Annotated in this window: 24 protein-coding genes; 13 read left to right on the top strand and 11 right to left on the bottom strand. The window is 74.1% G+C overall.

Annotation, left to right across the window (positions count from 1 at the left end; all coding sequences use genetic code 11):
• Window positions 1–2: 2 nt before the first annotated feature.
• The 4 genes from ACQEVZ_RS05070 to ACQEVZ_RS05055 all read right to left on the bottom strand — a co-directional run bounded on the left by ACQEVZ_RS05070 (window position 3) and on the right by ACQEVZ_RS05055 (window position 2,923).
• Window positions 3–320: a DUF3349 domain-containing protein gene (locus ACQEVZ_RS05070; protein WP_433361894.1), complete on the bottom strand. Its 318-nt coding sequence runs from the start codon at window positions 318–320 to the stop codon at window positions 3–5.
• A 9-nt stretch (window positions 321–329) separates the two neighbouring features.
• Entirely contained in the window at window positions 330–614 is a 285-nt protein-coding gene (locus ACQEVZ_RS05065; RefSeq protein WP_433361891.1) for a hypothetical protein, read from the bottom strand.
• 12 nt (window positions 615–626) lie between these two features.
• A complete protein-coding gene (locus ACQEVZ_RS05060) occupies window positions 627–1,835 on the bottom strand; it encodes an anion permease (RefSeq protein WP_433361888.1) in 1,209 nt (402 codons plus the stop codon).
• A 185-nt stretch (window positions 1,836–2,020) separates the two neighbouring features.
• Window positions 2,021–2,923 carry an anti-sigma factor RsbA family regulatory protein gene (locus ACQEVZ_RS05055; RefSeq protein WP_433361885.1) on the bottom strand — a complete coding sequence of 301 codons (903 nt, stop codon included), beginning with the start codon at window positions 2,921–2,923 and terminating at the stop codon, window positions 2,021–2,023.
• A 128-nt stretch (window positions 2,924–3,051) separates the two neighbouring features.
• Here ACQEVZ_RS05055 and ACQEVZ_RS05050 point away from each other — a divergent pair, with 128 nt between their 5' ends.
• Both ACQEVZ_RS05050 and ACQEVZ_RS05045 read left to right on the top strand, forming a co-directional pair.
• Entirely contained in the window at window positions 3,052–4,317 is a 1,266-nt protein-coding gene (locus ACQEVZ_RS05050) for an EAL and HDOD domain-containing protein (RefSeq protein WP_433361882.1), read from the top strand.
• Between the two features lie 9 nt (window positions 4,318–4,326).
• Window positions 4,327–5,073 (top strand): SDR family oxidoreductase, encoded by a 747-nt coding sequence (locus tag ACQEVZ_RS05045; protein ID WP_433361879.1) that lies wholly within the window; start codon window positions 4,327–4,329, stop codon window positions 5,071–5,073.
• Window positions 5,074–5,116: 43 nt separating this feature from the next.
• Here the strand turns inward: ACQEVZ_RS05045 and ACQEVZ_RS05040 are convergent, their stop codons facing one another.
• Window positions 5,117–6,325, bottom strand: coding sequence for a globin domain-containing protein (locus ACQEVZ_RS05040; RefSeq protein WP_433361876.1), 1,209 nt, complete (start codon window positions 6,323–6,325; stop codon window positions 5,117–5,119).
• A gap of 106 nt (window positions 6,326–6,431) precedes the next feature.
• The gene (locus ACQEVZ_RS05035) at window positions 6,432–6,632 is read right to left on the bottom strand and encodes a hypothetical protein (RefSeq protein ID WP_344505735.1); all 201 of its coding nucleotides are present in this window, start codon (window positions 6,630–6,632) and stop codon (window positions 6,432–6,434) included.
• Between the two features lie 165 nt (window positions 6,633–6,797).
• Between ACQEVZ_RS05035 and ACQEVZ_RS05030 the strand changes: the two genes are divergently transcribed.
• The 3 genes from ACQEVZ_RS05030 to ACQEVZ_RS05020 are packed head-to-tail and all read left to right on the top strand — an operon-like array spanning window position 6,798 to window position 11,128.
• Complete coding sequence (locus ACQEVZ_RS05030; protein WP_433361873.1) at window positions 6,798–8,144, top strand: SWIM zinc finger family protein; 1,347 nt, start codon at window positions 6,798–6,800, stop codon at window positions 8,142–8,144.
• Window positions 8,137–10,857 (top strand): hypothetical protein, encoded by a 2,721-nt coding sequence (locus tag ACQEVZ_RS05025; RefSeq protein ID WP_433361870.1) that lies wholly within the window; start codon window positions 8,137–8,139, stop codon window positions 10,855–10,857. Before ACQEVZ_RS05030 ends, ACQEVZ_RS05025 begins: the two co-directional genes overlap by 8 nt.
• A gap of 37 nt (window positions 10,858–10,894) precedes the next feature.
• On the top strand, window positions 10,895–11,128 hold the full coding sequence (locus ACQEVZ_RS05020; protein WP_344505732.1) for a CDGSH iron-sulfur domain-containing protein: 234 nt from the start codon (window positions 10,895–10,897) through the stop codon (window positions 11,126–11,128).
• A gap of 88 nt (window positions 11,129–11,216) precedes the next feature.
• Here the strand turns inward: ACQEVZ_RS05020 and ACQEVZ_RS05015 are convergent, their stop codons facing one another.
• Entirely contained in the window at window positions 11,217–12,242 is a 1,026-nt protein-coding gene (locus tag ACQEVZ_RS05015; protein ID WP_433361867.1) for an iron-containing redox enzyme family protein, read from the bottom strand.
• Window positions 12,243–12,304: 62 nt separating this feature from the next.
• On the opposite strand from ACQEVZ_RS05015, the gene ACQEVZ_RS05010 reads away from it, so the two are divergent.
• Genes ACQEVZ_RS05010 through pth2 form a run of 3 tightly spaced genes read left to right on the top strand, consistent with a single transcriptional unit; the run spans window position 12,305 to window position 14,750 of the window.
• Window positions 12,305–13,258, top strand: a complete 954-nt coding sequence (locus ACQEVZ_RS05010) for a methyltransferase (RefSeq protein ID WP_433361864.1) — start codon at window positions 12,305–12,307, stop codon at window positions 13,256–13,258.
• Window positions 13,258–14,385, top strand: coding sequence for a carboxylate-amine ligase (locus ACQEVZ_RS05005; protein ID WP_433361861.1), 1,128 nt, complete (start codon window positions 13,258–13,260; stop codon window positions 14,383–14,385). The genes ACQEVZ_RS05010 and ACQEVZ_RS05005 overlap by 1 nt, the downstream gene beginning before the upstream one ends.
• An 11-nt stretch (window positions 14,386–14,396) precedes the next feature.
• Window positions 14,397–14,750 carry a peptidyl-tRNA hydrolase Pth2 gene (pth2, locus tag ACQEVZ_RS05000; RefSeq protein WP_433361858.1) on the top strand — a complete coding sequence of 118 codons (354 nt, stop codon included), beginning with the start codon at window positions 14,397–14,399 and terminating at the stop codon, window positions 14,748–14,750.
• A gap of 37 nt (window positions 14,751–14,787) precedes the next feature.
• Here the strand turns inward: pth2 and ACQEVZ_RS04995 are convergent, their stop codons facing one another.
• From ACQEVZ_RS04995 to ACQEVZ_RS04980, 4 genes are read right to left on the bottom strand one after another with little or no spacing between them, the layout of a single operon-like run.
• Window positions 14,788–15,624, bottom strand: a complete 837-nt coding sequence (locus ACQEVZ_RS04995) for a carbohydrate ABC transporter permease (RefSeq protein WP_360564479.1) — start codon at window positions 15,622–15,624, stop codon at window positions 14,788–14,790.
• A gap of 1 nt (window position 15,625) precedes the next feature.
• Window positions 15,626–16,633 (bottom strand): carbohydrate ABC transporter permease, encoded by a 1,008-nt coding sequence (locus ACQEVZ_RS04990; protein ID WP_433361853.1) that lies wholly within the window; start codon window positions 16,631–16,633, stop codon window positions 15,626–15,628.
• A 48-nt stretch (window positions 16,634–16,681) separates the two neighbouring features.
• Window positions 16,682–17,905: a sugar ABC transporter substrate-binding protein gene (locus ACQEVZ_RS04985; RefSeq protein ID WP_344505725.1), complete on the bottom strand. Its 1,224-nt coding sequence runs from the start codon at window positions 17,903–17,905 to the stop codon at window positions 16,682–16,684.
• A gap of 29 nt (window positions 17,906–17,934) precedes the next feature.
• Window positions 17,935–18,927: a LacI family DNA-binding transcriptional regulator gene (locus tag ACQEVZ_RS04980; protein ID WP_344505724.1), complete on the bottom strand. Its 993-nt coding sequence runs from the start codon at window positions 18,925–18,927 to the stop codon at window positions 17,935–17,937.
• A 122-nt stretch (window positions 18,928–19,049) separates the two neighbouring features.
• Between ACQEVZ_RS04980 and ACQEVZ_RS04975 the strand changes: the two genes are divergently transcribed.
• From ACQEVZ_RS04975 to ACQEVZ_RS04955, 5 genes are all read left to right on the top strand, one after another.
• The gene (locus ACQEVZ_RS04975) at window positions 19,050–20,990 is read left to right on the top strand and encodes an amylo-alpha-1,6-glucosidase (RefSeq protein ID WP_433361848.1); all 1,941 of its coding nucleotides are present in this window, start codon (window positions 19,050–19,052) and stop codon (window positions 20,988–20,990) included.
• A gap of 33 nt (window positions 20,991–21,023) precedes the next feature.
• Window positions 21,024–21,371: an ArsR/SmtB family transcription factor gene (locus ACQEVZ_RS04970; RefSeq protein ID WP_433361845.1), complete on the top strand. Its 348-nt coding sequence runs from the start codon at window positions 21,024–21,026 to the stop codon at window positions 21,369–21,371.
• Complete coding sequence (locus tag ACQEVZ_RS04965) at window positions 21,368–22,003, top strand: SRPBCC family protein (RefSeq protein WP_433361842.1); 636 nt, start codon at window positions 21,368–21,370, stop codon at window positions 22,001–22,003. Before ACQEVZ_RS04970 ends, ACQEVZ_RS04965 begins: the two co-directional genes overlap by 4 nt.
• A 236-nt stretch (window positions 22,004–22,239) precedes the next feature.
• Window positions 22,240–23,580, top strand: a complete 1,341-nt coding sequence (locus tag ACQEVZ_RS04960; RefSeq protein WP_433361839.1) for an ABC transporter substrate-binding protein — start codon at window positions 22,240–22,242, stop codon at window positions 23,578–23,580.
• Window positions 23,581–23,652: 72 nt separating this feature from the next.
• Window positions 23,653–26,922, top strand: a complete 3,270-nt coding sequence (locus ACQEVZ_RS04955; protein WP_433361836.1) for an Hsp70 family protein — start codon at window positions 23,653–23,655, stop codon at window positions 26,920–26,922.
• The last annotated feature ends 3 nt before the right edge of the window (window positions 26,923–26,925 follow it).

Raw genomic sequence — 26,925 nt, 5'->3', positions numbered from 1 at the left:
GCTCAGTCGGCCGGCGGATCCGCCAGTGGCCAGCCGACGGCGGCCAGGCGCGCCGACACCCTGGCGACGTCCTCGGCGGACGCCGTCTGCAGCACGGAGTCGTTGATCATGCTCTCGATGTCGGCGGTGCTGACCGGGTCGGCGGTGCGCTGCGACTCCCCGGCGAGCGCCCGCGCGATCCCGTGGATCTCGTCGTCGGTCAGCTTGCGCCGCAGCAGCCCGAGCAGCGCCACGTAGTCCTGGCGGGGCACTCCGGACGGGTAGCCGGCCCGCAGCCACTCCACGGTGCGGGTCAGGAAGTTCGAGCTGGGCTCACCCATGGTGTCCTCTCACTTGTCCACGACGGTCGGGTAGACGTGCTCGAAGCTGAGCTCCTTGCCGAAGCCCGACGCGACGATGAACGTGATGCCCAGCGCGACGCCGAGCAGCACGATCGCGAAGCAGAGGTAGCCGCCGGCGGTGCCCAGCGGGTGCGGTGCCCGGCCCGGGCCGCCCGCGCCGTACGCGAGCGACCGGACGCCGAGCGCGAACAGGGCCGGCAGGCCGGCGCCCAGGATCAGGCCGGCCAGCAGGACCCGCCAGGCCGCCTCGAGCGCGAATCCGAGGTTGTGCATCTCGCGGTCCTCTCAGCGGTCCGCGTCGGCGAGTTCGCGCCGGGCGTCCCAGTCGTCGTTGACGTTGGTGTGGTCGACCGGCGCCCGGCGGGACCGCAGGTACATGAACGCGGCCGCGGCGAGGAGGACCAGGAAGATGGTGACCGCGCCGGCGAGGCCGCCGACGCCGTTGCCGAGCCACCACATGAGCGCGCCGACGACCGCGGCGGCGGGCAGCGTGATGAGCCACGCCGCGACCATGCGCCCGGCCACCGCCCAGCGCACCAGCGCGCCGGGCCGCCCGACGCCGCTGCCGAGGATCGAGCCGGTCGCGACGTGGGTGGTCGACAGCGCGAACCCGAGATGGCTTGAGGCCAGGATGACCGCCGCGGACGCGGACTCGGCGGCGAGCCCCTGCGGCGGGGAGATCTCGACCAGGCCCTTGCCGACGGTACGGATGATGCGCCAGCCGCCGAGGGCGGTGCCGAGCGCGATCGCCACCGCGCAGGCGGCCTTGACCCAGAACGGGATGTTCGTCGTGTCCGTCCAGGCCCCCGTCGCGATCAGCGCCAGGGTGATGACCCCCATGGTCTTCTGGGCGTCGTTGGTGCCGTGGGCGAGCGAGACCAGCGAGGCGCTGCCGATCTGCCCCCAGCGGAAGCCGTTGTCGGTGAAGCGCTGGTCGACGCCGGTGGTGATCCGGTAGATCAGCCAGGTGCCGGTGGCGGCGACGGCCCCGGCGATCACCGGCGACATGACGGCTGGCAGGACGACCTTGCCGATGACACCGTCGAGCTTGCTGCCGTCGCCGTTCCAGTTGACGCCGGACCAGCCGAGCCCGGCGATCGTGGCGCCGATGAGCCCGCCGAAGAGCGCGTGCGACGAGCTGGACGGCAGGCCGAGCAGCCAGGTCAGCAGGTTCCACACGATGCCGCCGACCAGCCCGGCCAGGATGATCAGCAGCAGCGCGGCGCCGCCGTCGGCGACGAGGTCCTGTTTCGGTGTGCCGTTGGAGTTCTGAATCTTCACGACCGCGTTGCTCACGGTCAGGGCGACCTCGACGGACAGGAACGCACCCACCAGGTTCAGGACGCCGGACAGGAGCACCGCGACCTTCGGCCGTAGGGCACGGGTGGCGATGGAGGTCGCCATCGCGTTGGCGGTGTCGTGGAACCCGTTCGTGAAGTCGAACCCGAGCGCCGTCACGATCACCAGGAGGAGGACCACGGTGGTTTCGGTCACACTCTCGATCGTCACGCCGCCCGGTGCGACCCACCACCGCGGAAGCCCTGCTCAGGCGGGATTTCGCTACCAGTTTCCCGCCCGGTCACCCACGGGTGCGACAGCCCGGTCAGCTACGGGTGCGACAGCCCGGTCGCCTACGGGCGCGACAGCCCGGTCGCCTACGGCCGCGACAGCCCGGTCGCCTACGGGTGCGACAGCATGAACCGCACCCGGGTCCAACCGTCGTGATGGGTGACGGCGAACGCCTCGGACAGCTGCTGGGCGATCCACATGCCGCGGCCGCCGAGCAGCCGGTCGTCCGGCGGGCGGTAGCCGGCGAGCGGGTCGGACGGGCCGGGCCCGTCGTCGCCGACCTCGCAGACCATGCCCTGCGGCGTGACCCAGACCCGCAGCTCGCGGCGGGCGCCCCCGTACAGCACGGCGTTGGCGGCGATCTCGCTGGTGACCAGCAGCAGCTCGTCGAGCCGGTCGGTGCCGCCCCAGCCGTGCGCGGCGGCGATCCGGCCGACGAGGTGGCGGGCCTCGGCCACGCTGTCGCCGAGGGGCGTCACGTCGGCGGGCGGGCCGTCGACGGGCGGGACCGGCTCGGGCACCGCGCCGAGGAACTCCGCCGGCGGCCGGTACGTGTCGCTGCCGGGATGGGTCCGCCGGGCGTCGGCGAGCACCTCGTGCGGCAGCACGCGCGTGTCATACGGGCAGACGATCCAGGCCGGGGCGTCGGCGAGCACCTCGTTGACCGCCGACTCGAACCGCGCCCAGGTCACGTGCCGCGCCGGCGGCCCGGACCCGGCCTCGCCGATGATCCGGACCGCGTCGTGCCCGCGGCTGGCGGCGTCGGCGAGGAGCTTCCGCCAGCCGGCGACGGTGCTCGCCGGTCGCTGGAAGCAGCCGTCGCGGTCCATGAACGTCACCTGGGCGGCGTCGCGGCCGAGCGCGTCGCGCAGCAGGTCCGCGTTGGCGTCGGTGACGGCCGCGACGACGGCGTGGTCGCTGCGCAGGCCGTCGCGGACGAACGGCACGAGCCCGCCGGTGAACCCCTCGTCGGTGTCGTAGAAGAACGCGTCGTGGGTCAGCGACTCCCGCATCCCCACCACCCCGCCTTCCGACCTCCGGCCTGCCGGCCTCCACCGTACCCCTGCCATCACCCGCCGAAGGTGAGGGTATATACGCCGTTCCGCACCATTCGACCTGGTTTTGGGGAGATCATGGCGGAGTGAGGGAGCACACGGGGGCATTCAGAGGACCGGACACCGACCATGTCGTGCACGTCGCCCGGCAGCCGATCTACGACCGCGACGGCATCATGGTCGCCGGCGAGCTGCTGTTCCGGGCCCGGACGACCGCGACGGGCGCAGACCGCAGCGACTCCGTCGCCACAGCCCGCGTGCTGGTCGCGGCGTTCACCGAGTTCGGGATCAGGGAGCTGACCGGCGACCGGCTGTGCTTCGTCAACCTGACCCGCGACTTCCTCACCGGCCGCCTGCCGCTGCCGTTCGACGGCAGCCAGGCCGTCCTGGAGATCCTGGAGTCGACCATCGTCGACGACGAGGTCGTCGACGGCGTCACCGCGCTCGTCGAGCAGGGGTACACCGTCGCCCTCGACGACTTCGTGCCCGGCGGCGGCCACGAGCCGCTGCTGCCCCTCGCCACCTACGTGAAGATCGACATGCTGCACGCGTCGGAGCCCGAGGTCCGCGCCGCCGTCGCCGAGTGCCGCCGCTTCGGGCACCGGCGGCTGGTCGCCGAGCGCCTGGAGACCCCCGACGCGCTGCGCCTGGCGTTCACGCTCGGGTTCGAGCTCTTCCAGGGCAACATCCTGGGCCGCCCGCACATCAACTCGACCGTCACGCTCGCCCCGGCGCGGCTGACCCGGCTGCGGATGCTGCAGGCGCTCACCGCCGAGGACGCCGACATCGACGAGATCGCCGCGCTCGTCGCCGAGGACGCGGCGCTCACGCTGCGGCTGCTGCGCGCCACCAACTCCGCCGCGCTCGGGCTCAACCGGACCGTGTCGTCGGTCCGCGACACCGTCGTCGTGCTCGGCCTCGACCGGATCCGGCAGTGGGTGACGCTCATGCTCGTCGCAGACCTCACCGAGGCCGACCCCGAGCAGCTCAGCGACGTCCTCGTCCGGGCCCGGTTCAGCCAGTTCCTGGCCGGCGCCGCGGGGGTGCCCGGCGACGTCGCGTACATCGGCGGGCTGCTCTCGGCGCTCGCCGACCTCTACGACGAGCCCGCCGACCGCATGGTGCACGGGCTGCCGCTGGACCCGGTCCTCGTCGACGCCCTCACCACCGGCCGCGGCCCGCTCGGCGACGTGCTCGCCACGGCCCGCGCGTACATGACCCAGTCCGCGGAGATGCCCCCGGCCGGCAGCCTGCCCACCCAGACGACCGGCACCGAGGACATGGTCATGGCATACCTGTCGGCCGTGCGCTCCACCAACGCCACCCTCGCCGAGCTGACCGCCGACGTGTAGGTTCACGCCGTGGCGGCAGCGGGTGTGGTACTGGTGACCGGCGCGTCCCGCGGACTGGGCGCGACGATCGCCCGGACACTCGCGGCCGGCGGCTGGGCCGTCGCGGTCAACTACCGGCACGGCGCCGCACCCGCCGCGGCGGTCGTCGCGGACATCCGCGCCGCCGGCGGCACCGCCGAGGCCTTCGAGGCCGACGTCACCGACGAGTCCTCCGTCGCCGCGCTCATGGCGGACGTCACCGCCCGGCTCGGCCCGGTCACCGCCGTCGTCGCCAACGCCACCGGCCCGCAGCCCCCGGTCCCCGTCGAGGACCTCACCTGGGACGACCACCTCGGGCAGCTGCTGTTCTTCGTGAAGAGCCCGACCCTGCTCGTCCAGGCCGCCCTGCCCGCGATGCGCGCCGCCGGCCGCGGCCGGGTCGTGCTGGTCGGCTCCGACATGGTCGACCGGGCCCTGCCCGGCTGGTCCGCGTACGTGGCGGCGAAGGCGGCCCAGGTCGGCCTGGCCCGCACCTGGGCCCGCGAGCTCGGCCCGCACGGCATCACCGTCAACGTCGTCGCCCCCGGCTGGATCCCCGTCGAACGCCACGCCGACGTGCCCTCCACGGCGCTGGACTCGTACGCCGCCGAGGTCCCGCTGCGCCGCATCGGCCACCCGTCCGACGTCGCCGGCGCGGTGCGCTTCCTGCTGTCGGACGAGGGCGCCTTCATCACCGGCGACCGCCTGACCGTCAACGGTGGCCACACCATCGGCTGACGATCGTGCGGCCGCCGCGGGACGCGGTGTACCTCCGCGAAGGTCACTCGGTGTCGGCCTGCCACAGGTCGGGGCCGAACATCTCGTACTGGACGTCGCGGGCCGGCACGCCGCGGTCGATCAGCTGGCTGCGCACGCTCTGCAGGAACGGCAGCGGGCCGCACAGGTAGAAGACGGCGCCGTCGGGCAGCGGGATCCGCGAGACGTCCATCATGCCGGCCGAGACGCCCGCGCCCGGCAGGTCGGTGTGCGGGTCCTGCTCGTACCACACGTGCAGCACCGACGAGGGCAGGCGGGACAGGTCCCCGACGATCTGCCGGCGCAGCGGGAAGGACTCCTCGTCGGTGTCGGCGTGCAGCAGGGTGATGTGCATGCGGGAGCCGGCGGCGACGAGGTGGGAGAGCATGCCGGCCATCGGGGTGATGCCGATGCCGGCGCTGGCGAAGACGACCGGCCGACCGGAGTCGTCCAGGACCACGTCGCCGTAGGGGACGCTCATGGCGATCTCGTCGCCGACCTGGACGCCGTCGTGCAGGAGGTTGGACACCTCGCCGTCGGGCTTGCCGCCGCCGTGGACCCGCTTGACCGCGAAGTAGCGGTGCTCGCCGTCGTCGGCGCGGGTCAGGCTGTACTGGCGCGGCTGGCGCACACCGTCGGGCATGCGGAGGTTGACGCTGACGTACTGCCCGGGCAGCGACGTCCTGACGGGCCGGTCGTCGGTGCGGCGCATCACGAAGCCCATGACGTCGCCGGTCTCGCGGTACTTGCCGGCGACCCGCCACTGCCGCCACACCCGTTCCGGGGTGACGCCGCGGGCGCTGTACAGGCCGCGCTCCTGGTTGATCAGGGCGTAGGCCATCAGCCAGTACACCTCGTCCCAGGCCGCCGCAACGTCCGGGGTGACAGCATCGCCGAGGACGTCACCGATCGCCCACATCAGGTGCTCGTGCACGATGCCGTACTGCTCGGGCCGGATGCCCAGCGACGCGTGCTTGTGCGAGATGCGCGTCAGCAGCCGCCCCGGCGGCCGCAGCGGGTCGTCCAACAGGGTCGAGGCGAACACCACCACCGACCCCGCCAGGGCCTTGGGCTGCGAGCCCTCCGCCTGGTTGCCGCGGTTGAACAGCCCGTCCTCCAGGTCCGGCCGGGCGGCGAACATGTGGGCGTAGAAGCGGTCCGCGATCTCCCCGATGTGCTGGCCGACGACGGGAAGCGTGGCCTGGACGACCGGCCGGGCCTGGTTCGACAACACCGCTGGGTTCTCACCGGTTCGCGGAGGGTCAAACCCGCTCAGCGCCGGCGGCTCACAGCCGGGCGACGACCGGCACGTCTGGATCTCGCCGCCCCGGCTGCTGCGGTCAACTCCGCTCGAGTGCGACGACCGCGTCGAGGAGGCCGTGCAGGCCGAGCTCGTAGCGGTCGGCGTCCACCCGTTCGAACAGGAGCTCGTCGAGCGGCACGCCGGCGGACTGCTCCGGGCGTCCGGCGATCTCCAACTCGGCCAGGACGACGAGTTTGAGATCGTGCAGGAACGTCGGCTCGCTGTACAGAGCTGTCATCGCGGTTGTCATCGCGCCTCCGATTCCGGCTCGGAGCGTGGATGGAAGCACCGCCCACCCGACAAGCGTTCTCCGCGGGTGTCACACCGGCGCTCACCCGGAGGGATGAAACGGTCTCCCGGCGGGGGACAGTGGGCGGGGGCGGGGCGTGGCAGGATGCCCAGCGTGCCGGAGACCTCAGTCGACACGCAGGTGTTCCCGCGGCCGTCCGGGCTCGCCGGCGGCCACCTGGCCCTCGCCACCTCCACGCCGGAGCGGATCCGGGAGCAGGCGTTCTTCGCCGGGTTCGTCGGCACGCCCCGGGTCGTCGCCGGCGGCCTGCTCGCCCTCGCCGACATCGCCGGGGCCGACTTCCGCGGGGTCCGCACCGCCCGCGCCGGTGGCGGCCGCGACCCGGTGGTCACCGGTGACGGCGAGCGGCTGCGGTTCGAGGCGCTGTCGACGTGCGGCGGCGTGTACGGGCGGCTCGACCTCGACCCCGCCGAGCTGCAGGACGCGCCGGTCGGGCGCGGCACCACCAACGTGGACGTGAACCCGCCGCTCTACGAGGCGCTGACCCGGGTCGGCGGGCAGGACCCGCTGCGGCTGTCCGTCGGCGCCGACGAGCTCGCCGTCGGCACCCTCGACGGCAGGATCGTCGAGAAGCGGGTGCCGCTGCCGGCCCGGTGGCTGCGCGGGCTCGCAGAGGTCGCGGCGCACGCGCTGCCGCTGGACGCGCGGCTGCAGCTGCCCGCCGGGCGGGCCGTCACGCTGCTGGCCGAGGTGTCCGCGCGGAGCCGGCAGGTCCGCTGGCTCATGCCGGCCGGGCCGGGCTGGCGGTTCACGACCCGGTCGTCACCCGGGGCGGTGTGCGTCGCCGACGGGTTCCGGCTCGCGCCGCTGCGCCCGCTGCTGCCGCTCGCGCGCACCCTCACCCTGTACTCGCCGCCGGCCACCGGCGCACCCGCGCAGGTCAGCGGCTGGGTGCTGGACTTCGGCACGGCCCGCTTCACGCTGCTGCTGTCGACCGCGACCCAGCACGGTTTCGCCGGCGACGGGCGGCTCCTGGCCGACCTGGGCGGCGGGGGAGACCCGGCCGGGGACGCCGAGACCCTCGACGGGCTGCTCGCCGCCGACCCCGTCCTCGACCGCCCGGCGGTCGCCGACCGCACCGGCTGGGACCGGTCCCGGGTCACCGCCGCGCTCGCCGCCCTCGCCACCGCCGGTCAGGTGGGGTACGACGTCGCGGCGGCGTCCTCGTTCCACCGGCCGCTGCCCTACCGGGCGGACCTCGTCGCCGCGCTGCACCCGCGGCTCGCCGCCGCCCGGATGCTCGCCACGGCGGGCCGGGTCGTGGCCACCGCCGACGGCTTCGAGGTCGTCTCCGGCGAGCGCACGTACCTCGTCCACCGGCGCGGCGACGAGCACGCGTGCACCTGCGCCTGGTGGGCGGAGCATCAGGGCCGCCGCGGGCCGTGCAAGCACGTCGTCGCGGCCGTCATCACCGGGCGGACGGGGGAACGGGATGCGTGAGGTGTTCGCGCGGATCGAGGACGGCGACCTCGAGGCGCTGGCCGAGGTCCTCGCCGGGCTGTCCGCCGGGGACCGGGCCGCGCTCCTGCCGCTGCTGGACGACTACACCCCACCGCCGGTGCTGCCGGAGCCGGTACCGGAGCCGGAGCCGGAACCTGAGGTGCACCCCGGCGTCATGGTCCTGCGCGCCCATGCGGGCGGGCCGGCGATCGGTGGCGCGGCGCCCCGGCGGCTCGTGGCGACGGCCATGTTCACGGCGCCGGACGCAGAGCAAGCGGCGGACGGAGCGCGGGCGCCGGGGGAGGAGGTGGTGCTGGACGAGGAGACCGTGCGGCAGCAGGAGCGCCTGCGCCGCAACCGCGGCAACATCTGGTTCCTGCGGCACGAGGCCGAAGCGGCCGCCCGGCGGCGCAACGAGCAGCGGCACGCCGCCTACTCCCTCGCCGTCATCGCCTGCGTGGGCGCCGCCGCCGACGCGGTCAAGCGGCTGCACGCGCCGTGGACGAACGACCGGCCGCCGCACCTCGCGCCGGACGCCCTGCCCCACCTGCTGCGGCTGCGCGGCGCCGACTGGTGCGCGACCCTCGGCCGCGGCATGCTGCGCCGGTCGCGGTCCCGCGCGTTGGCGACCCTGTGGCCGTTCACGGAGGCGCTGCTGCGGGCCGTCGGCGCGCCACCGCCCGAGGAGCCCGCCGCCGTCGCCTGCTACGTCCGGATGCGGCGCGACGGGCAGCAGCTCGCCGGGTTCCTCGCCGCGGACCCGTGGTTCGACCGGATGCTGCCGCACCTGTTCGACGAGGTCCAGGTCGCCACCGCGTTCGCCGACCAGTCGGCCTGGCCGGAGGCGCTGCTGGAGCTCGCCGCGACCGGCCGGGTCGAGCGGGGCACCGTGATCGCCGGGTGCCTGCGCCGCCTGCGCGCCGGCGGCCGGCCGGGGATCCTGCAGCCGTTCCTCGCCATGCTCAAGCAGCTCGCCCCGGCCGCCGGTGAGCTCACCGGGCACCGGCAGGAGCTGACGGGGCTGCTCGGCGCGCCGCTGTCGACGGTCGCGGACTGGGCGTACACGTCGCTGCGGGCGCTGCACGACACGGCGCCCCTCGACCCGGCGACCCTCGCCGAGATCACCGCCGGCATGCTCAGCCGGCCGGAGAAGAAGCTGGTCCGCGCCCACCTCGGCTGGCTGCGGCAGCTGCCCCTCGACGACCTCCTCGACGGTCTGGTGACCGGCCTGCACCACCCGGTGGCGGAGCTCGCCGGGCGCACCCTCGACCTGATCGAGCTGCGGCTGCCGCACCTGCCGGCCGCCGCCCGCGACCGCCTCCGCGACGAGGTGCCCGCCCTCGACGGCGCCGTCGGGCAGCGCCTGGCCGCGCTGCTCGGCACGGCGGCGCCCCCGCCGCCGCCCGTCCCGGTCCTCGTCGCGGCGCTGCCGGCGGCGTTCCCGGCGCCGCTGGACCTCGGCGCCCTCGCCGGCGAGCTCGCCACCACCCTGCGCCACGGCGACGAGGACCCGGTCCGGCACGAGCTCATGCTCGACGGGCTGCTGCGCGCCGCCCGCGGCGATCGGGCCGCCGCCGCCCGGGTCCTCACCGCCGTCATGCCGCAGTGGGCGGGCACGTGGGCCGACCTGATCGCCGCCGCGACCGGGTTGACGGCGCCGCCACCGTACGAGAGCCCGTTCGCCCACCTGTACGTCACCACGCTCGGCACGTTCGTCGAGCGCCGGTCCGTCGAGCTCGCCGCGCGACTGGCCGCCGACCCGCCGCCCGCGCTGCTCGCCACGCCGGCCACGGTCGCGGGGCACGTCGACCCCGACCGGGTCCTGTCGCTGCTGCGCCAGGCCGACCGCGACGGCTGGCAGCCCGGCCCGGCCGACCTGACCCAGGCGCTGCTGCGGCTGCCGCGGACCGTCGACGCCACGGTCGTCGAGGGCGCCGCGCGGCTCGCCTCGCCCGCGGGCCGCCGCTTCGCGGACCACCTCCGCACGGCCGCGGCCGAGCCGCGGACCTGGGTCGAGGAGGTGCCGGGCCAGGCGTACCACTCCGGCCGCCGGATCGCGATGCTGGACGCGGCGGGGCTGCCGGCCGACGTCGCCGACCCGCGCACCGCGACACAGCGCGTCGCCGCCGTCTACCACCAGCCGCGCCTGGCCCTGTGGCCGATGGTCACGCCGTCGCACCGGGAGGTCGCGGCCGCGCACATCCAGCCGTACCTGGTCACCCCGCACGGCAGCCCCGGCACCCAGTTCCTCGAGGGGCTCGCCGCCGCCGACGGCCCGCCCGGCCCGGCGATGTCGCTGGTCCTCGCGTACGTGTTCGGCTCGTCGCGGCAGGAGATGCGGCTCGTCGCGGCCGACGCGCTCATCACCCTCGCCGCCCGGCCTGGCTGGGACAGCACCACGACCGGCGCGGAGGTCGGCGCCCTGTCGAGCGACGAACGGATCGTGCTGCAGCGCACCGTCCAGCCGCTCACCGAGGCGTTCAAGGCCGGCGCGCACACCGCCGTGTGGCAGGCGACGTCGGCGGCCCTGCCGGCACTGCTCGCCGCCGCCCCGCGCCCCGGCCTCGCCGACCTGCTGACCCTGGCCGCCGACGCCCGGCCGGCCGGCGCCCGCCTGGACCTGCCGGAGCTGCACGCCCTCGCGGCCCGCCCCGGCCGCAGCCGCCTGGCCGAGTCCGCCCGCCGCCTCGCCGCCCTGGTGGGCGGCCGCTGACCGTTTGCCTCCGCCACGGCGAGGGCAACCAGTGAGCATGGAAGAGCCGGTCGCCTCCGTCACCGTCTGCGAGGACGGGCCGCTGCTCGTGCGCGGCCAGTTCACGCTGCTCACGCAGGACGGCGAGGTCGTGGACCCGGGCCGGGCCACCGTCGCGCTGTGCCGGTGCGGCCGGTCGACGATCAAGCCGTTCTGCGACGGCACGCACAAGGTGATCGGCTTCCAGGCCCCGAGCGCCTCCACCGGCGACCGCCCCGCTGCCGGCGCCTGACCCACCAAGCTCCCCGACGCCGTTGATCGAATGGCGGATCCGGCCGTCCGCGCGACCGGATCCGCCGTTCGATCGTGCGCGTCGGGGCTCAGGAGGGCGGGCCGAGGGCGCCCACCGGGGCAGGGACCGGCCGCAGGGACGAGTGGCCGGCGGTCCACAGGTCCAGGACGTGGGCGGCGAATCGGCCGTCCAGCGCGAGGGCGCACGCCGCGCCGAACAGCACCTGCCCCGCCTGTGAAGGGTGCTGGGCGCAGAAGCCGCCGGCGAGGTCGTGGGCGGCGATCTGCTCGTGGACGGCGTCGGCCTCGACGTGCTCGTCGTAGAAGCGGGTCGCGGTCGCGTCGAGGCCGAGGCGGCGCAGGCCGTCGCCGTAGCGGCGGTTGGGCAGGGACGACGTCATCTCGAAGACGGCGAGGTGGCCGACGGTCGCGCCGCGCAGCCGGCGGTGCAGGCCGAACAGCGACATGAGGTTGTTGGTCGCGAGCGTGACGGCCGGGACCACGTCCAGGTGGGCGCCGTAGGTGTCGTCCAGGTCCAGCTCCCGCATCGTGGCGCGGAAGAGCTCGGCGTGCATGCGCTCGGCGCGGCCGCCGCCGTACTCGTCGGACTGGATCTCCACGAGGGCGGCCTTCGGGCGGCCGGCCAGGCGCGGGATCGCCCACGTGTGCGGGTCGGCCTCCCGGAGGTGGTAGATCGAGCGGTGCCGCACGAACTCGCGGAACTGCTCGAGCGTCGCGCGCCCCTTCAGGAACTTCGACAGTGACGGGGCGTCGTCGGCGTCGACGAGCGCCGTGAGCGCGTGCGGGACCTCGTGCGGCGCCGGCGGCGTCGGCACGGGCACCGCCGCGCGCAACGCGTCCTCGAACCGCTCCTCGCCGGCCTGACGCAACGCCAGCAGCGACGGCTGCCACTCCCACCGCTCGTCGACGCCGTCGAAGCCGCGGTAGTGCAGCTCGTAACAGATGTGCAGGCTCAGCTGCAGGTCCTCGTCGGTGCACGCGTCGGTGCCTGCCGCCAGCTCCCGCCAGGCGCCGCCCGGCAGGTCGCGCGGTGGGCCGGCGAGCATGGCGACGAGCGTGTCGGAGACCGGTCCTCGCGGTCGGGGCAGGCGCATGGTCACCGTCTTCCCTCCGGACGGGCCGGTTAAGCAGGAACTTTGTGGGGAAAGGGCTCGGCATGACCGCGGCCACCGAAGCGCCCGTCTACGCTGACGCCGCCCTGCGCCGCCTCGGCGAGGCCGTCAAGGAGACGGGGTACCGGTTCGTCCCCGTCACCGAGGCCACGCACGAGCGGGTCAACCGGCGGCCGGCGAACGCCCGCGCCAGGACGCTGCGCGACGTGCTCGGCTGGAGCCGCCCGTTCGGGCCCGGCGTGCTCCCCGACGGCCTCGTCACGCTGCTCGACGAGGCCGGCGTCCTGGACCGCGACGGCGACACGTGGCGCAGCCGGATCCGCTGCTCCACGCTCGACGGCGGCCTGTTCTTCCACTCCGCGTACCCGCCGGCCGGGCCCGACGCAGTGTTCTTCGGCCCCGACACGCTGCGCGCCTGCGACGCCGTCGCCGCGCACCTGCGGACGCCGCCGGTCGCGCCGCGGCGGGCCGTCGACATCGGCACGGGCAGCGGCGCGATCGCCGTCACCGTGGCACGGCACGCACCCGAGGCGGAGGTCGTCGGCGTCGACATCAACCCGGTCGCGCTGCGGTACACGGCCGTCAACGCGGACCTCGCCGAGGCGCGGGTGACGCCCGTCCACAGCGACCTGCTCACCGAGGTCGACGGCCAGTTCGACCTCATCGTCTCCAACCCGCCGTTCATGATCGACCCGCAGCGCCGGCGGTACCGGGACGGCGGCGGCCGACACGGACACGACCTACCCTTGGCCGTGCTCGACACCGCCGTGCACCGCCTCTCGCCCGGCGGATCGCTGGTGCTGTTCAGCGGCACCGGCGTCGTCGACGGCCGGGACCCGCTGCTCGCCGGGGCCGCGACCAGACTCGCCGGCACCGGCCTCGACTGGACCTACCGGGAGATCGACCCCGACGTGTACAGCGAGAACCTCGACGACCCGTCCTACGCGCACGCCGAACGCATCGCCGTGTGTGTCCTCATCGCTGAAAGGCGCCGCTGATGTCGTTGACCGCGTCCAGCCCCGCGGACCTCGCCGGCGCGCTCGCCCGGCAGGCCCTGACCGTCGGTGCGGAGGAGGAGTTCCTCCTGCTGGACCCGGGCACGTGGCGCAACGTCCCGGTCGCCGACGACGCCCGCGCGCGCCTGCCCGACCCGGCCCGGCAGCAGACCAGGGTCGAGTTCCGGCGCAGCATGATGGAGATGGTCACGCCGGTCTGCACGTCCCTGTCCGAGCTGCGCGGGCGGCTGACCGCCAACCGGGCCGCGGCCGCCCTCGCCGCGCAGTCGGTGGGCGCGCGGCTGGTCGCCGTCGCCGCCACCCCGGTCGCCGAGCCCGACCTCACCGTCGAGGACACGCCCCGCTTCCGGGCGATCTCCCGGCACTACGGGCCGATCGCGCACGACCCGGCGCTGTGCGGCTGCCACGTGCACGTCGGCGTCCCCGACCGGGAGGTCGCCGTGCAGGTCTGCAACCACCTTCGGCCGTGGCTGCCGGTGGTGCAGGCGCTGACCGCGAACTCGCCGTTCCACGCGGGGGCGGACACGGGCCACGCGAGCTGGCGCAGCATCCAGCTGGACCGCTGGCCGAGCCTGGGCCCGGCGCCCTACCTGACGTCGGTGGCCCACTACGAGCGCACGGTCGCGGAGCTGGTCGGCAGCGGTGTCATGCTGGACGAGTCGATGGTGTTGTGGTGGGTACGACCGTCGCGGCGCTACCCGACCGTCGAGGTCCGCGTCGGCGACGTGTGCCCGACCGCCGGCGACACGGTCCTCGTCGCCGGGCTCGTCCGCGGGCTCGTCGCCACCGTCCTGGACGACATCGCCGCCGGCCGCCCGGCGGTCAGCCCGCCCGAGCACCTGCTGCGGGCCGCGCACTGGAACGCCGCACACCAGGGCCTCGGTGGCACCCTCATGGACCTGTGCGGCCGCCGCGCGGTGCCGGCCTGGGACCTGGTCGACCTGCTCGCCGACATCACCGGCCCGGCGCTGCGCCGGCACGGCGACGACGGCGTCGTCGCCAAGGAGCTGGCCCGGCTCCGCGAGGAGGGGACCGGCGCCGACCGGCAGCGCGTCGCCGGCGACGTGCCCGGCGCCATGCGCCTGCTGGCGGACCTGACCACGCACTAACATCGCTGGTCGTGAAGACCGAACCGAAGATGGTCCTTGTCGTGCGCACCGACCTCGGCATGGGCCGGGGCAAGATCGCGGCGCAGGTCGCGCACGCGGCCGTGTCCGCGGTGCTGCAGGGGCCGCACGGGGCGGTGTTCGAGGCGTGGCTGCAGGCGGGGCAGCCGAAGGTGGTGCTGAAGGTCGCCGGGGCGGCGGAGCTCGCCGAGCTGTGCGGGCACGCCGTCGAGGCGGGCCTGCCGGTGCAGGTCATCCACGACGCGGGACGCACGCAGGTGGCCGCGGGCACGGCCACCTGCTGCGCCATCGGCCCCGCCCTCCCGGCCGACGTCGACCCGGTGACGGCGGTGCTGAGCCTGCTGTGACGGTCCACTGTGGACCCGGACGTCCCGCGACGGGACGTCAGCCCTTGACGCCGCTGCTGGCGACGCTGCGGACGAAGTACCGCTGGAAGACGATGAACACGATCGCCACCGGGATGATGGTGAGGATCGAGCCGGCCATCATCACCGGGTAGTCGAAGCTCTGCCCGCCCGCGCCGCCGCGGCCCAGCGTCGACAGGCCGAAGGGCAGCGTCCAGTGCGAGGGGCTGGCCCGCACCACGATGAGCGGCATCAGGAACTCGTTCCACACCCCTTGGAACGACAGGATCGTCAGCGTCAGCAGCGCGGGCCGCGCCAGCGGCAGCACCACGTGCCAGTAGGCCTGGAAGATCGAGGCGCCGTCGATGCGGGCCGCCTCCTCCAGCTCCTTGGGCAGCTCGGCGAAGAACTGGCGCATCAGGAAGATCCCCATGGCGTCGACCGCGAGCGGCAGGATGAGGCCGGTGTACGAGTTGAGCAGGCTCAGCTCCTTCAGCACCAGGAACCGCGGCACGGTCAGCACGATCGGCGGCACCGCGAGCACCGCGATGATCCCGGCGAACAGGACGCCGCGGCCGCGGAAGTGCAGCCGGGCCAGGGCGTAGCCGGCGAGGGAGTCGATGAAGACCCGCCCGAGGGTCGCGGCGACCGTGACGAGGATCGAGTTGAAGGTCCACAGCGGGAAGTCGCTGTGCACGAGCACGTCCGACCACGCCCGCAGGTCGAAGGAGCGCGGCCACGGCGACACCGGATGGGTGGCGACCTCGGGCCGCGACTTGAACGACGTGCCCAGCGACAGCACGAACGGGTAGATGAACACGACGGCGAAGCCGAGCAGCAGCGCGTACCGCAGCACGCGGCGCAACGAGAACGGCATGTCAGCGCTCCTTCCGCAGCACGAGCCGCTGCACGCCGGTGAACACCAGGATGATGACGAGCACGATGAACGCGATCGCCGCGGCCCGGCCCATCGCGCTGTTCTGGAAGCCTTCGCGGTAGATGAGGTACGCGGGGGTGAGCGTGGTCTTCTGCGGCCCGCCGGACGTCATCGCGTAGACCTGGTCGAACACCTGCCAGGTGCCGATCACGCCGAGGGTCAGCACGAGGAACAGCGTCGGCTTCAGCAGCGGCAGCGTGATCCGGAAGAAGCGCTGCCGGGCGGAGGCGCCGTCGATGGAGGCGGCCTCCTCGAGCTCCTCCGGGACGTTCTGCAGCCCGGCGAGGAACATCAGCATGAACGTGCCGGTCGTGGTCCAGGTCGCGAGGATCATCACGGAGCTGAGCGCGACGCTGGGCCCGGCGAGCCAGTCCCACCAGGACAGGTCCATGAACTCGCCGCGCAGCGCGCCCGGCGGGCTGTCGACGCCGGCCGCGCCCAGCAGCAGGTGCAGCAGCCCGTCGGAGCCGTCGAGCCACACCAGGTCGACCTTGCCCGGCAGCACCGCCGACAGCACCGTGTTGACCACGCCGGTCGGGCTGAACAGGAAGATGAAGATGAACGCGACCGCGATCGAGCTGGTCACCGACGGGAAGTAGAACGCGGTGCGGAAGAACGTGCGGCCCTTGAGCAGCCGGGCGTTGACGACGAGCGCGAGGAGGAACGCGAGCGCCGTCTGCGCGGGGACGACGCCGAGCACGTAGTACAGGTTGTTGCGCAGGCTCTTGGCGAAGTCGCCGCGGACGATCCCGGGATCGGTCAGCAGGTCCTGGTAGTTGGCGGCGCCGGCGGGGTCGGAGGCGCTGAGCGGGGTGAGCCCGCTCCAGTCGCGGAAGCTGACCCACAGCGCGAGGAGGATCGGCGCGACCATGAACGCGCCGAGCCCGATCAGCGCGGGCGACACGAAGAGCCAGCCGGCCAGCCCCTGCCGGCCGTGAATGCGTGACATGCGGACTCCTCAGTGGAGGGGCCGCCGGGGCGGCCCCTCTCCGTGACGTCAGCCGAGGATGTCGGTCCCGGCCTTCTGCGTGCTGGTGACGACGTCGGCGACCTGCTTGTTGCCCTTGGCGAGGCCCTGGATGCCGTCGTTGAACGTGTCGATCGCGGTGCTGAAGCCCGGCACGAACACCGACTTCTTCGCGTAGTCGCCGCCGGCGACGAACGCCTTCAGCTCCGGCTTGTCCGCCAGCCACTTGTCCGCCAGGGACTTGCGCGACGGCATGACCGGGAACTCCTTGGTCACCGCGAACTGCTCGTCCGGCGAAGTGAGGAACTTGACGAAGTCGAGCGCGGCGGCCTTGTTCTTCGCCGCCTTCGCCACGCCGTAGCAGACGGAGAACGACATCGTGCCCTTGCCCTTCGGGCCGGCGGGCAGCTCGGCGACCGCGTACTTGACGTTGGGGAAGTCGTTCTTCATCGCCCCGACGATCCAGTTGCCCTCGATCGTCATCGACGTGGCGGCCTTGCCGAACGCCTCGCCGCCCCAGCCCGCGCCGACCGACGCCGGGGTGCCGAACCAGCCGGCCTTGTGGTTGTCGGTGACGTACTGCAGCGCCGTGCGCATCTCCGGCGTGTCCATCGTCATCTTGGTGACGTCGTCGTTCGTCGGCCAGGCGCCCGCCTGGGCCATGAACGCACCCCAGCGGTAGAACTCCGGCGCGAGCACCAGACCCGGGTGGCCCGGCTTGGTGAGCGCCTTCGCCGTCGCGGTCAGCTCGTCCCAGGTCGTGGGCGGCTTCAGGCCGGCGGCGGTGAAGTCGGCGGTGTTGTAGACCAGTTGCAGCGTGGAGAAGTCCTTCGGCGCGCAGTAGTAGGTGCCCTTGTAGGTGAAGGACTGCTTGAGCGTCTCGTAGAAGTCGCCAGGGTTGTCGACCTTGTCGCCGATCGGCTCCAGGACGCCGTTCTTGCCGAAGTCGGGCAGCTTGTTGTCGTTGACGTAGAAGACGTCCGGCGGTTCGCCGCCGGCGAGCGCGGTGGTGAGGGCCGTGTCGTACTCGGGCAGCACCTTCAGCTCGACGGTGTTGCGGCCCTGCTTGTTGTAGTCCTCGACGGCCTTGCGCAGCACGGCGTCCTCGGCGGGGGAGGAGGAGAACGCGTACATCGTCAGCTTCGCGCCGGTGGCGCTGCCTTCGGTGCCGGTGCCGCTGCCGTCGTCACCGCACGCGGCGACCAGCAGGACGGTGGCGATCAGAGCGGTCAGGAGGCGGGGTGTTCGTAACATGATGTCGCTCCCAGGGGGGTCGGGGAAACTCAGGGCAGAGCGCTGGAGGCCCGGACGATCAGCTCGGGTGCCAGCAGTTGCCCGGCGGGTTCGTTGCCGCCGGGGCCCAGCAGGGCACGGATCATCGCGTGTCCGACGGCCTCGATCGGCTGCCGGACGCTGGACAGGTCGAGCGCGCCGGCGGTCGGGGTGTCGTCGAAGCCGACGACGGCGAGCCGGGCGTGCCGTTGCCGCACGGTGCGCAGCACGCCCGCGGCGAGCGTGTCGGTAGCGGCGACGACGGCGGTCGGTGGGGTGTGGTGGTCCAGCAGTGCCTCCGCGAGGCGCGCGCCGGTGGCGAGGGAGTCCTCGCCGCGCAGGTCGAGGTGGCGGGAGCCGTCGAGCAGGCCGTGCTTGTCGAGGGCGGTGCGCCACCCGTCGGCGCGCCGGTCGCCGACCGCGACGCCTTCGGGGTAGCCGAGGAACGCGATGCGCCGGTGCTCGCGGGTGACCAGGTGATCGACGGCGGCGGCCGTGCCGGCGGTGTTGTCGATGTCGACCCACGGGTGGGCGTCGTCGGCGCCGGTACGGCCGAACGCGGCGAACGGGATCCGCAGCTGCCGCAGGCCCGCCGGGCGCGGGTCGGCGGACTGGATGCCGTAGAGCACGACGCCGTCGATGGCGCCGGCCCGGTGCAGCGCGTCGGCGTTGGCGACCTCGTCGAGCGGGTCGTCGGCGGTGAACAGCAGCAGATGGTGGTCGGCGGCCCGGCCGGCCTCCGCGAGCGCGTGCAGCAGCCGGTCGTGCATGCTGCCCAGCGCGTGCGGGTGCATCGGCTCGATCCGGTAGCCGATCATGCGTGAGGTGGCGGCCCGCAGCGACTGCGCGACCCGGTTGGGCCGGTAGCCGAGCTGCTCGATCGCCGCCTCGACCCGCTGCCGGGTCTCGGGCCGCACCCGCTGCGGCGCGTTGAGCACGTTGGACACGGTCTGCCGGGAGACGCCGGCGGCTCGTGCGACGTCCTCGACGGTCGGCGGATGCACGGGACCTCCCACGGGAGATGGTGTTGAACGTTCAAATCGGGTCTTGCGGGATGCCCGTTTGAACGTTCAACATGGGTGTTCGGACATTCTCACCCCGCCAACGGCTTGTCAAGAGGAGCGATATGGGGCAGCCCTACCTCCACGAGCACGTGACGTGTGTCGCCGCCCCGGCCACGTGGCTCTCCGGCCCATCGGGCCAGCTCCGGGGCGGCGCCGACGGCCTGTACGTCGACGACCGCCGGGTCCTGTCGAGGCTGGTCGTCACCGTCGACGGCGCCGAGCCCGTCCCGGTCCAGGTCACCCGGACGGGTGCGGCGTCGGCCCGGTTCGCCGCGGTGCTGCCGGGCCTCGGCGACGACGGCCCCGACCCGACCGTCACGCTCGTGCGCGACCGCCGCACGTCGCCCCGCGGTGGCACCGAGACGCTCACGCTGACCAACCTGTCCCACGCCACCCTGGCCGTGGAGATCGAGATCGTCGCCGGCACCGACTTCGCCACCATGGGCGCCGTGAAGGACGGGCACCCGTCAGTGTCCACAGTGGAGGTTTTCGGCGTCGGTACCGACGCGGCCGACGCCAACGGGATGCGCGTCGCCGTGACGGCGGACCCGCCGCCGGACCAGCCGCCGGGTGCCGGGCCGATGCGTTGGCTGGTCACGGTCGAGCCGCGGGCGAGCTGGACCGCCACGGTGCGCTTCACCCGCGCGGACGCCGCGCCGATCACCCGCTCCGCCGCACCGGCCGGGCTGCGGGTCACCGCCGACGACCGGCGCCTCGACGCGCTGGTGCGCGCGAGCGTCGAGGACCTCGCGGCGTTGCGGCACGCCGACGGCGACGACGACTACTACACCGCCGGCAGCCCCTGGTACCTCACCCTCTTCGGCCGCGACTCGCTGTGGGCGGCCCGGCTGGCCCTTCCGCTCGGCACCGGCGTCGCCGCCGGCACGCTGCGCGCTCTCGCCCGCCGCCAGGGCACGAAGCACGACCCGGACACCGACGAGGAGCCCGGCAAGATCCTGCACGAGGTCCGTCCCGTCGACGCTGCCCACTGGCTGCCGCCGGTCTACTACGGCACCGTCGACGCCACCGCGCTGTTCGTCAGCACCGCCGCCGACGCCTACCGGTGGGGGCTGCCGGCCGCCGAGGTCGAGCCGCTGCTGCCGCACGTCGAGCGGGCGCTGATGTGGCTGGCCGGGCACGACGGCTTCATCGCCTACCGGTCCAGCACGAAGGGCCTGGCCAACCACGGCTGGAAGGACTCCGGCGACGGCATCCAGCACGCCGACGGGCGCATCGCGCGCGGGCCGCTCGCGCTCGCCGAGGTGCAGGCGTACGCCTACCGGGCCTTCCTGGACGGTGCCTGGCTCCTGGAGTCGTTCGGCCGCGACGGCGCCGCGCACTGGCGCGACCGGGCCTCGGCGCTCGCGGCGCGGTTCCGGGCGGCGTTCTGGTGCCCGGGTGGCTACCCCGCGGTCGCCCTCGACGGCGACGGCGTGCAGGTCGACAGCCTCACGTCCAACATCGGCCACCTGCTCGGCACCGGCCTGCTCTCGACGGAGGAGAGCGCCCGGGTCGCCGGCCACCTCGCCGAGCTGCGCTCACCGTTCGGCATCCGGACCATCGCGCCCTCGTCGGGCGGGTACAACTTCCTGTCCTACCACCTCGGCTCGGTGTGGCCGCACGACACCGCGATCGCCCTGCTCGGCCTGGTCCGCGACGGCCACCGCGCCGAGGCGGCCGAGGTGATCCGCGCCCTGCTCGCCGCCGGCGAACGCTTCGACGCCCGGCTGCCGGAGCTCTTCGGCGGCGACGACGCGCCGACGCCGTACCCGGCCTCCTGCCGCCCCCAGGCCTGGGCCGCCGCCGCCGGTCCCGCGCTGGTGACCGCCCTGCTCGGCCTCGACGTCGACGCCCCTTCGGGCCGGTTGACGCTCGACCCCCTGTCCCCGTCCCCGGTCGGCGCCTACCAGGTGCGCGGCCTGCGGATCGCCGGCCGTTCGCTCGATGTGACCGTCACCGCGGCCGGTGCGGCGACGGTCCACAACGATCCGTTTAAGGCTTGACTTATATAAGCAGCGGATGACATTGTACGTGCCGTGCATGCGTTCGATGTGCTCGGCGACCCCGTGCGGCGCCGGATCCTGGAGCTGCTCGCCGACGGGGAGCAGCCCGCCGGCGCGGTCAGCGAGACCGTGCGGGCCGAGTTCGGGATCTCGCAGCCGGCGGTGTCGCAGCACCTGAAGGTGCTGCGCGAGTCGGGGTTCGCGACCGTCCGGGCCGACGGCACCCGGCGCCTGTACGCCGTCGACGCCGCGCCGTTGCGCGAGGTCGACGCCTGGCTGGAGCGGTTCCGTGGCTTCTGGGAGCAGCGCCTGGACGCGCTCGGCACCGAGCTCGCCCGGGGCAAGCGCTCGCGATCCTCAACAGAAGGGCCTTCGTCGTGATCGACATCGTCAACCAGATCAACGCCGTCCACCGCGAGGTCGGCAGCCACCCGGTCAGCACCGGCGAGGGGCGCTCGCTGCTGCTGCGCCGCACGTACGACGCCGACGTCGCGGACGTGTGGGACGCCTGCACCGATCCCGGGCGGCTCGGCCGGTGGCTCGGGCAGGTCGACGGCGACCTGCGCCTGGGTGGCACGTTCCAGATCAAGAACAACGCCGGCGGCCGGATCGTGCGCTGCGAGGAGCCGCGGCTGCTCGCGGTGACCTGGTCCTTCGGCGGCGGCATGGACACCGAGGTCGAGCTGCGGCTCGCGCCCGGTCCCGACGGTGGCACCGTGCTGGAGCTGGAGCACTCCTCGCCCGCGGAGGTCGTGGACGAGCTCGTCCGCCAGTACGGCCCCGGCGGCACGATCGGCGTCGGTGGCGGCTGGGACCTCGCGCTGCTCGGCCTCGACCTGCACCTGCGCGGCGTCGAACTGGACCCCGCCACCTGGGAGGGCTCGCCCGAGTCGAAGGAGTTCGGGACCCGCGCCTGCCACGCCTGGGGCGCGGCGATCCAGGCCGCCTGGGGCACCAGCGACGACGACATCGCCGCGGCGGTCGCGTTCGGCGTGCAGCAGTTCGCTCCCTGAGCGCGGCGACCGCCGGGCGGTCATCGACAGCGGTAACTACGCCGGCGGCGGGTAGTCGCGTAGCGGAATCGTCACGGCGAATTCATATTGACGTTTAGTGATATCACTGGCAACTCTCCGGTAATGCGACGCCCGCCTAGCGCAAGTTTTCCTCAAGGTCCGTTTCTCGCGCTCGGGCGGGCGCCGCGAACTGCTTATGGTCTGCGGGGCCCGTAGGCGGACGAGAGGCAGATGTCGTGGGATCCAGGACGACCCGCACGGTCGTGGCATTGGCCGGGGTGGTCGCCCTCGCGGCGGGCTGCGGCACGACCCCCGCCGCCGACGCGGGCCGGCCACTGGTCGTGCGGCTCTACGGATCCGACGCGAACATGACCAACTCGCTCAAGGACAAGCTCGCCGGAAATCCCGGGATACTTTCCGGGATGGTCGGCACCACCCCGCTGCTCGCGCTGCCCGAGTCGTTCCAGGAACGGCTGCGCGGGGTCGACCCGACGCTGGTCGACTACGGGTACGCCGCCGAGGCCTACGACGCGGTCATGCTCGCCGCCCTCGCCGCCGAGTCGGCCCGCACCACCCAGCCCCTGACCGTCGCGAAGTACGTCGTGGGCGCCTCGACCTCCGGCACGACCTGCGACTCCGCCGCCGCCTGCCTGGCGCTGGCCAAGGCCGGCAAGGACTTCGCCTACCGCGGCGTGTCGATGCGCCGCAGCGGCCTCAGCGACAGCGGCGAGCCCTCCTCGGCCTCTTACGGCACCCTGCACTTCGGCCGGGACAACACCATCAACGCCAACATGACCGAGTACATCGGCGCCGGCGACGAGTCGCTCGCCTCCACCATCCCCGCCCCGCCGTTCACCGCCTATCCGAACTTCGGGGCGGGCGCGAAGAAGCCGGCCCCGCTGAAGGTCGGCGGGCTCATGCCGCACACCGGCCGGCTCGCGTTCCGCAGCCCGCCGCGCTTCGCCGCCGCCAAGCTCGCCGTCATGGACATCAACGCCGCCGGCGGCGTGCTGGGACAGCCGGTCGAGTGGGTCGACGGCGACGACGGCACGGACGCCACCGTCGCCGCCGCCACCGTGGACCGGTTCGTCGGCCTGGGCGTGCAGGTCATCATCGGCGCGTCGTCCTCCAGCGTGACGAAGGCCGTCATCCCGAAGATCGCCGCGGCCGGCCGGATCCTCATCTCCCCGTCGTCCACATCGGACGAGCTGAGCACCGTCGCGGACAACGGCCTGTTCTTCCGCACCGCCCCCGCCGACACCCTGCAGGCCCGCGCCCTCACCGACGTCATCATGCGCGACGGCCCCCACAAGGTGATGATCCTGGCCCGCGAGGACGCCTACGGCCTCGGGCTGCAGAAGAACGTGAAGGCGAACCTGGTCATCGCCGGCGTGCCCGAAGGCGCCGTCCAGCTCGTGTCCTACCCCGGCACCAGCCAGGACTTCGCCGGGCTGGCCGCCCGTGTCCGGTCCGCCGCCCCCGACGCCGTGCTCATCCTCGGCTACGACGAGACGGCCCTCATCGTGACGGCCCTCTACGCCCATAAGGTCGGCACGGCCGGCGCCCTGAACAGGTGACCGCGGCCCGGCCCGGCCAGGTGCGGCCGAACGTACGGTGACCGCCAGTGGCCCGGCCGCTACGTTGTCCGCATGCGCGCAGATCGGGCCCGGCTCGGCATCGACTTCGGCACGTCGAGCACCGTCGCCGTCCTCGGGCAACCGGACGGTCAGGTCCGGCCCCTGCTGTTCGGCGAGACGCCGATCCTGCCCTCGGCGGTCTGTGTCGACTGGCGCGCGCCCGACCCCGCGTTCCTCATCGGCCGCGACGCGATCCACGCCGGCCGGGCGCACCCGGACAGCTTCGAGCCCAACCCGAAGCTGCGCATCGACGACGGGTCGGTCCTGCTCGGCACCGCCGAGCTGCCCGTCACCGAGCTGATCGGGGCCGTGCTGCGCCGGGTCGGCACCGAGGCGGAGCGGGTCGCCGGCGCGCCGGTCGGCGAGGTCACGCTGACCTACCCGGCGTCGTGGGGACCGCGGCGCAGGTCCGTGCTGCAGGAGGCCGCCCGCATCGCCGGGCTGGCGGAGCCGGCCCTGGTCGCCGAGCCGGTCGCCGCCGCCGCGTACTTCGTCGACACCCTCGCGCAGACCGTGCCCGTCGGGCGCTGCGTGGTGGTGTACGACTTCGGCGCCGGCACCTTCGACGCGTCGGTCGTCGGCCGCACCGATGACGGGTTCACCGTCCTCGCCGAGGAGGGCCTGCGCGACGCCGGCGGCCTGGACATCGACAACGCGGTCGTGGCGTACTTCGGCGCCACCTACGGCGTCTCCGACGGCGACTCGTGGCGGCGCCTCACGCACCCCGAGACCCCAGCGGACCGGCGGGTCTCCAGGCACTTCTGGGACGACGTCCGCACCGGCAAGGAGATGCTCTCCCGCGCCGCCTCCACCTCGATCTACCTGCCGCTCGTCGAGACCGACGCGCTGCTCGGCCGGGAGCAGCTCGAGCACCTCGCCCGCCCGCTGCTGGACCGCACCGTCGCCGCCACCGCCGCCGCGATCCGCGCCGCCCAGGTCGACGCCTCCCGCATCGCCGGCGTGTTCCTCGTCGGCGGATCGAGCCGCATCCCGCTCGCCGCGACCCTGCTGCACCGCACCCTCGGGATCGCCCCGACGATCATCGAGCAGCCCGAGCTCGTCGTCGCCGGCGGCAGCCTCGTCGCCACCGCGACGTCCCAGGCCCTTCCGGCGGCTCCGGTGCCACCCGCGGTGGTGTCGGCGTCGGTACCGGTGTCGCCCCCCTCGATGCCGGCCGCACCCGTCTCGCCGGTCGCGGCACCCGTCTCGCCGGTCGCGGCACCCGTCTCGCCGGTCGCCGCGCCCGTCTCGCCGGTCGCGCCGCCTGGACCGGCGCCGGTGTTCACGCTGCCGTCGATGGAGGTGCCGTCGACTCTCGAGCAGCCGCCACCCGCACCGTGGGAGGCGACGCCGGCCGCCCCGGTCTCGCCGGCCGTCGGCGCCGCTTCTGTCTCGCCTGCGGTGGGTGCAGCCCCGGTGCCACCTGCGGTGGGCGCCGCTCCGGTGTCGCCGGCCGGCGGTGGCGCATCGGTGTCGCCGGCTGTGGGCGCGGCTTCGGTCTCGCCGGCCGTAGGTGGCGCTTCGGTCCTGCCGGCTGTGGGTGCGGCTTCGGTGCCGTCCGTCGCCGGCCAGTTCGCCGCCGCTCCCGTGAGTGCCGTGCCCGGCGGCGCCGTTCCCGTGAGCGCGGCGCCGGCCAGCACCACCCCGGTGAGCGCGGCCCCGGTCAGCGCCGTGCCCGGCAGCGCGGCCCCCGTGAGCGCGCCCCCCGTGGCCGCGGCGCCCGGCGGTGCCGCGCCGGAGCCGGAGCCGGAGAGCAGCGGGTGGCCGGCGCTGGCGCCGCTGTTCACCGCGCCGCCCGTCGCCGACGCGCCGGCACCCGCGTCAGGGACACCGGGTCGCGTTGCCGCCGTCCGTGGGCTGGGGATCGCGGTGGCGGGCACGGCGCTGCTACGGCACCTCGTCATGCTGCTGGACAGCGGGCCGTCCGCGGTCGTCTCCGGAAATGGGTCCGAGCCGTTCTTCGACTACGCCGGGCTCGGCGTGCTGGTCGTCCTCGGCGGGTGGCTGGCCGCCCGCCCGGCGCACGCGCGACCGGTGCTCGGCGTCGCCGCCGGGTTCGCGCCGTGGGCCCTGCTCCCGATCATCGGGGACATCGCCCTGGTCTCCCGGTACTTCGACTGGACCGACGAGCTCACGCTGATGCTCCCGGCGCTGTCGGCGCAGCTCGTCGCCCTGTTCGCCGTGGTGTGGCTGGTCGGCCAGGCGGCGCTGCGCGCCCGCACCGCGCCGCGGCTGCTGCCGCTCGGGCTCGCTGCCGTCGCGTTCTGGACGCCGCCCGCCGCGCTGCTGTGGCTGAGCACCGGCCGCTCCGAGGTCATCGCGTCGGGTCAGGTGTTCCGGATCGGTCTCGCGGTCGGCCTCGGCACGCTGCTGATCTACGCGGCGGCCGGCGCCAGACCGTGGGCGGGCTGGACCATCGGCGCGTGGATCGGCGGCGCGCTGGTGTGGCTGCTCAGTGCCGACCTCGGCAACCGCGCTCAGGGCCTGGAGACCCAGTGGATGGCGCCGGCGCTGCTGCTCCTGGCGGTGGCGGCCGTCCTGCTGCTGGTGCTGCTGCGCGCCGACCGTGGCGCCGCCCGCCCGGCCGCCGGGCTGGCGAAGGGCCCGGCCACGGTCGCGCTCGTCGCCGCCGGCATCGCCGCGGCCGGGTTCGCGTCGATCCTGTGGGACCAGCTGGAGCGGTGGTCCTACCAGGCCGCCCCGAACATCAACGCCTCGGTGTTCTCCGTCGCCGCGGGCACAATCGTGCTGATCGGCGGGGCGCTGCTGCTCGTCGCCAGGCGCAGCGCCGGCGCGGCCGCGTACTTCGTCGGCGCCGCCGCCGGCCCGGTCAGCGTGCTCGCCGGCCCGACCGCCGACGCGTTGAACTGGAACAACGGCGTCGGCCTGGTCCTGCTCGGCGCCGCGACGCTGGTGCTCGCCGCCGTGCTGATCCGCTCCGTGCCGACCCGGCTGTCCTGGCCGCACCTCGCCGTCGCCGCCGCGTGCCTGCTACTGATCATGTGGACCACGTCCGCCGTGCCGTACAACCGCCTCGACCGCGGCGACCAGTGGCTGATGCTCCTGGTGTTCGTCGCGATCCCCGCCACGATCGTGTGGAAGGGCGGCGTGGTCACCGCCGGCGCCCTCCTCGGCGTCGCCGCCGGCACCCTCGGCGACCAGTTCCTCACCGTGTACCGCACGATCGACGACACCCCCGGCATCATGCTCGGCCTCGCCGTCCTCGCCACCCTCACGACCGGCCTGCTCCTGGCGAGGTCCGCCCCCGACCGGACGGGCTGACCC

The sequence above is a fragment of the Dactylosporangium sp. CA-152071 genome (assembly GCF_050936335.1).
GTDB lineage: Bacteria > Actinomycetota > Actinomycetes > Mycobacteriales > Micromonosporaceae > Dactylosporangium > Dactylosporangium maewongense.
This window is presented reverse-complemented; position numbering and strand designations above follow the sequence as displayed.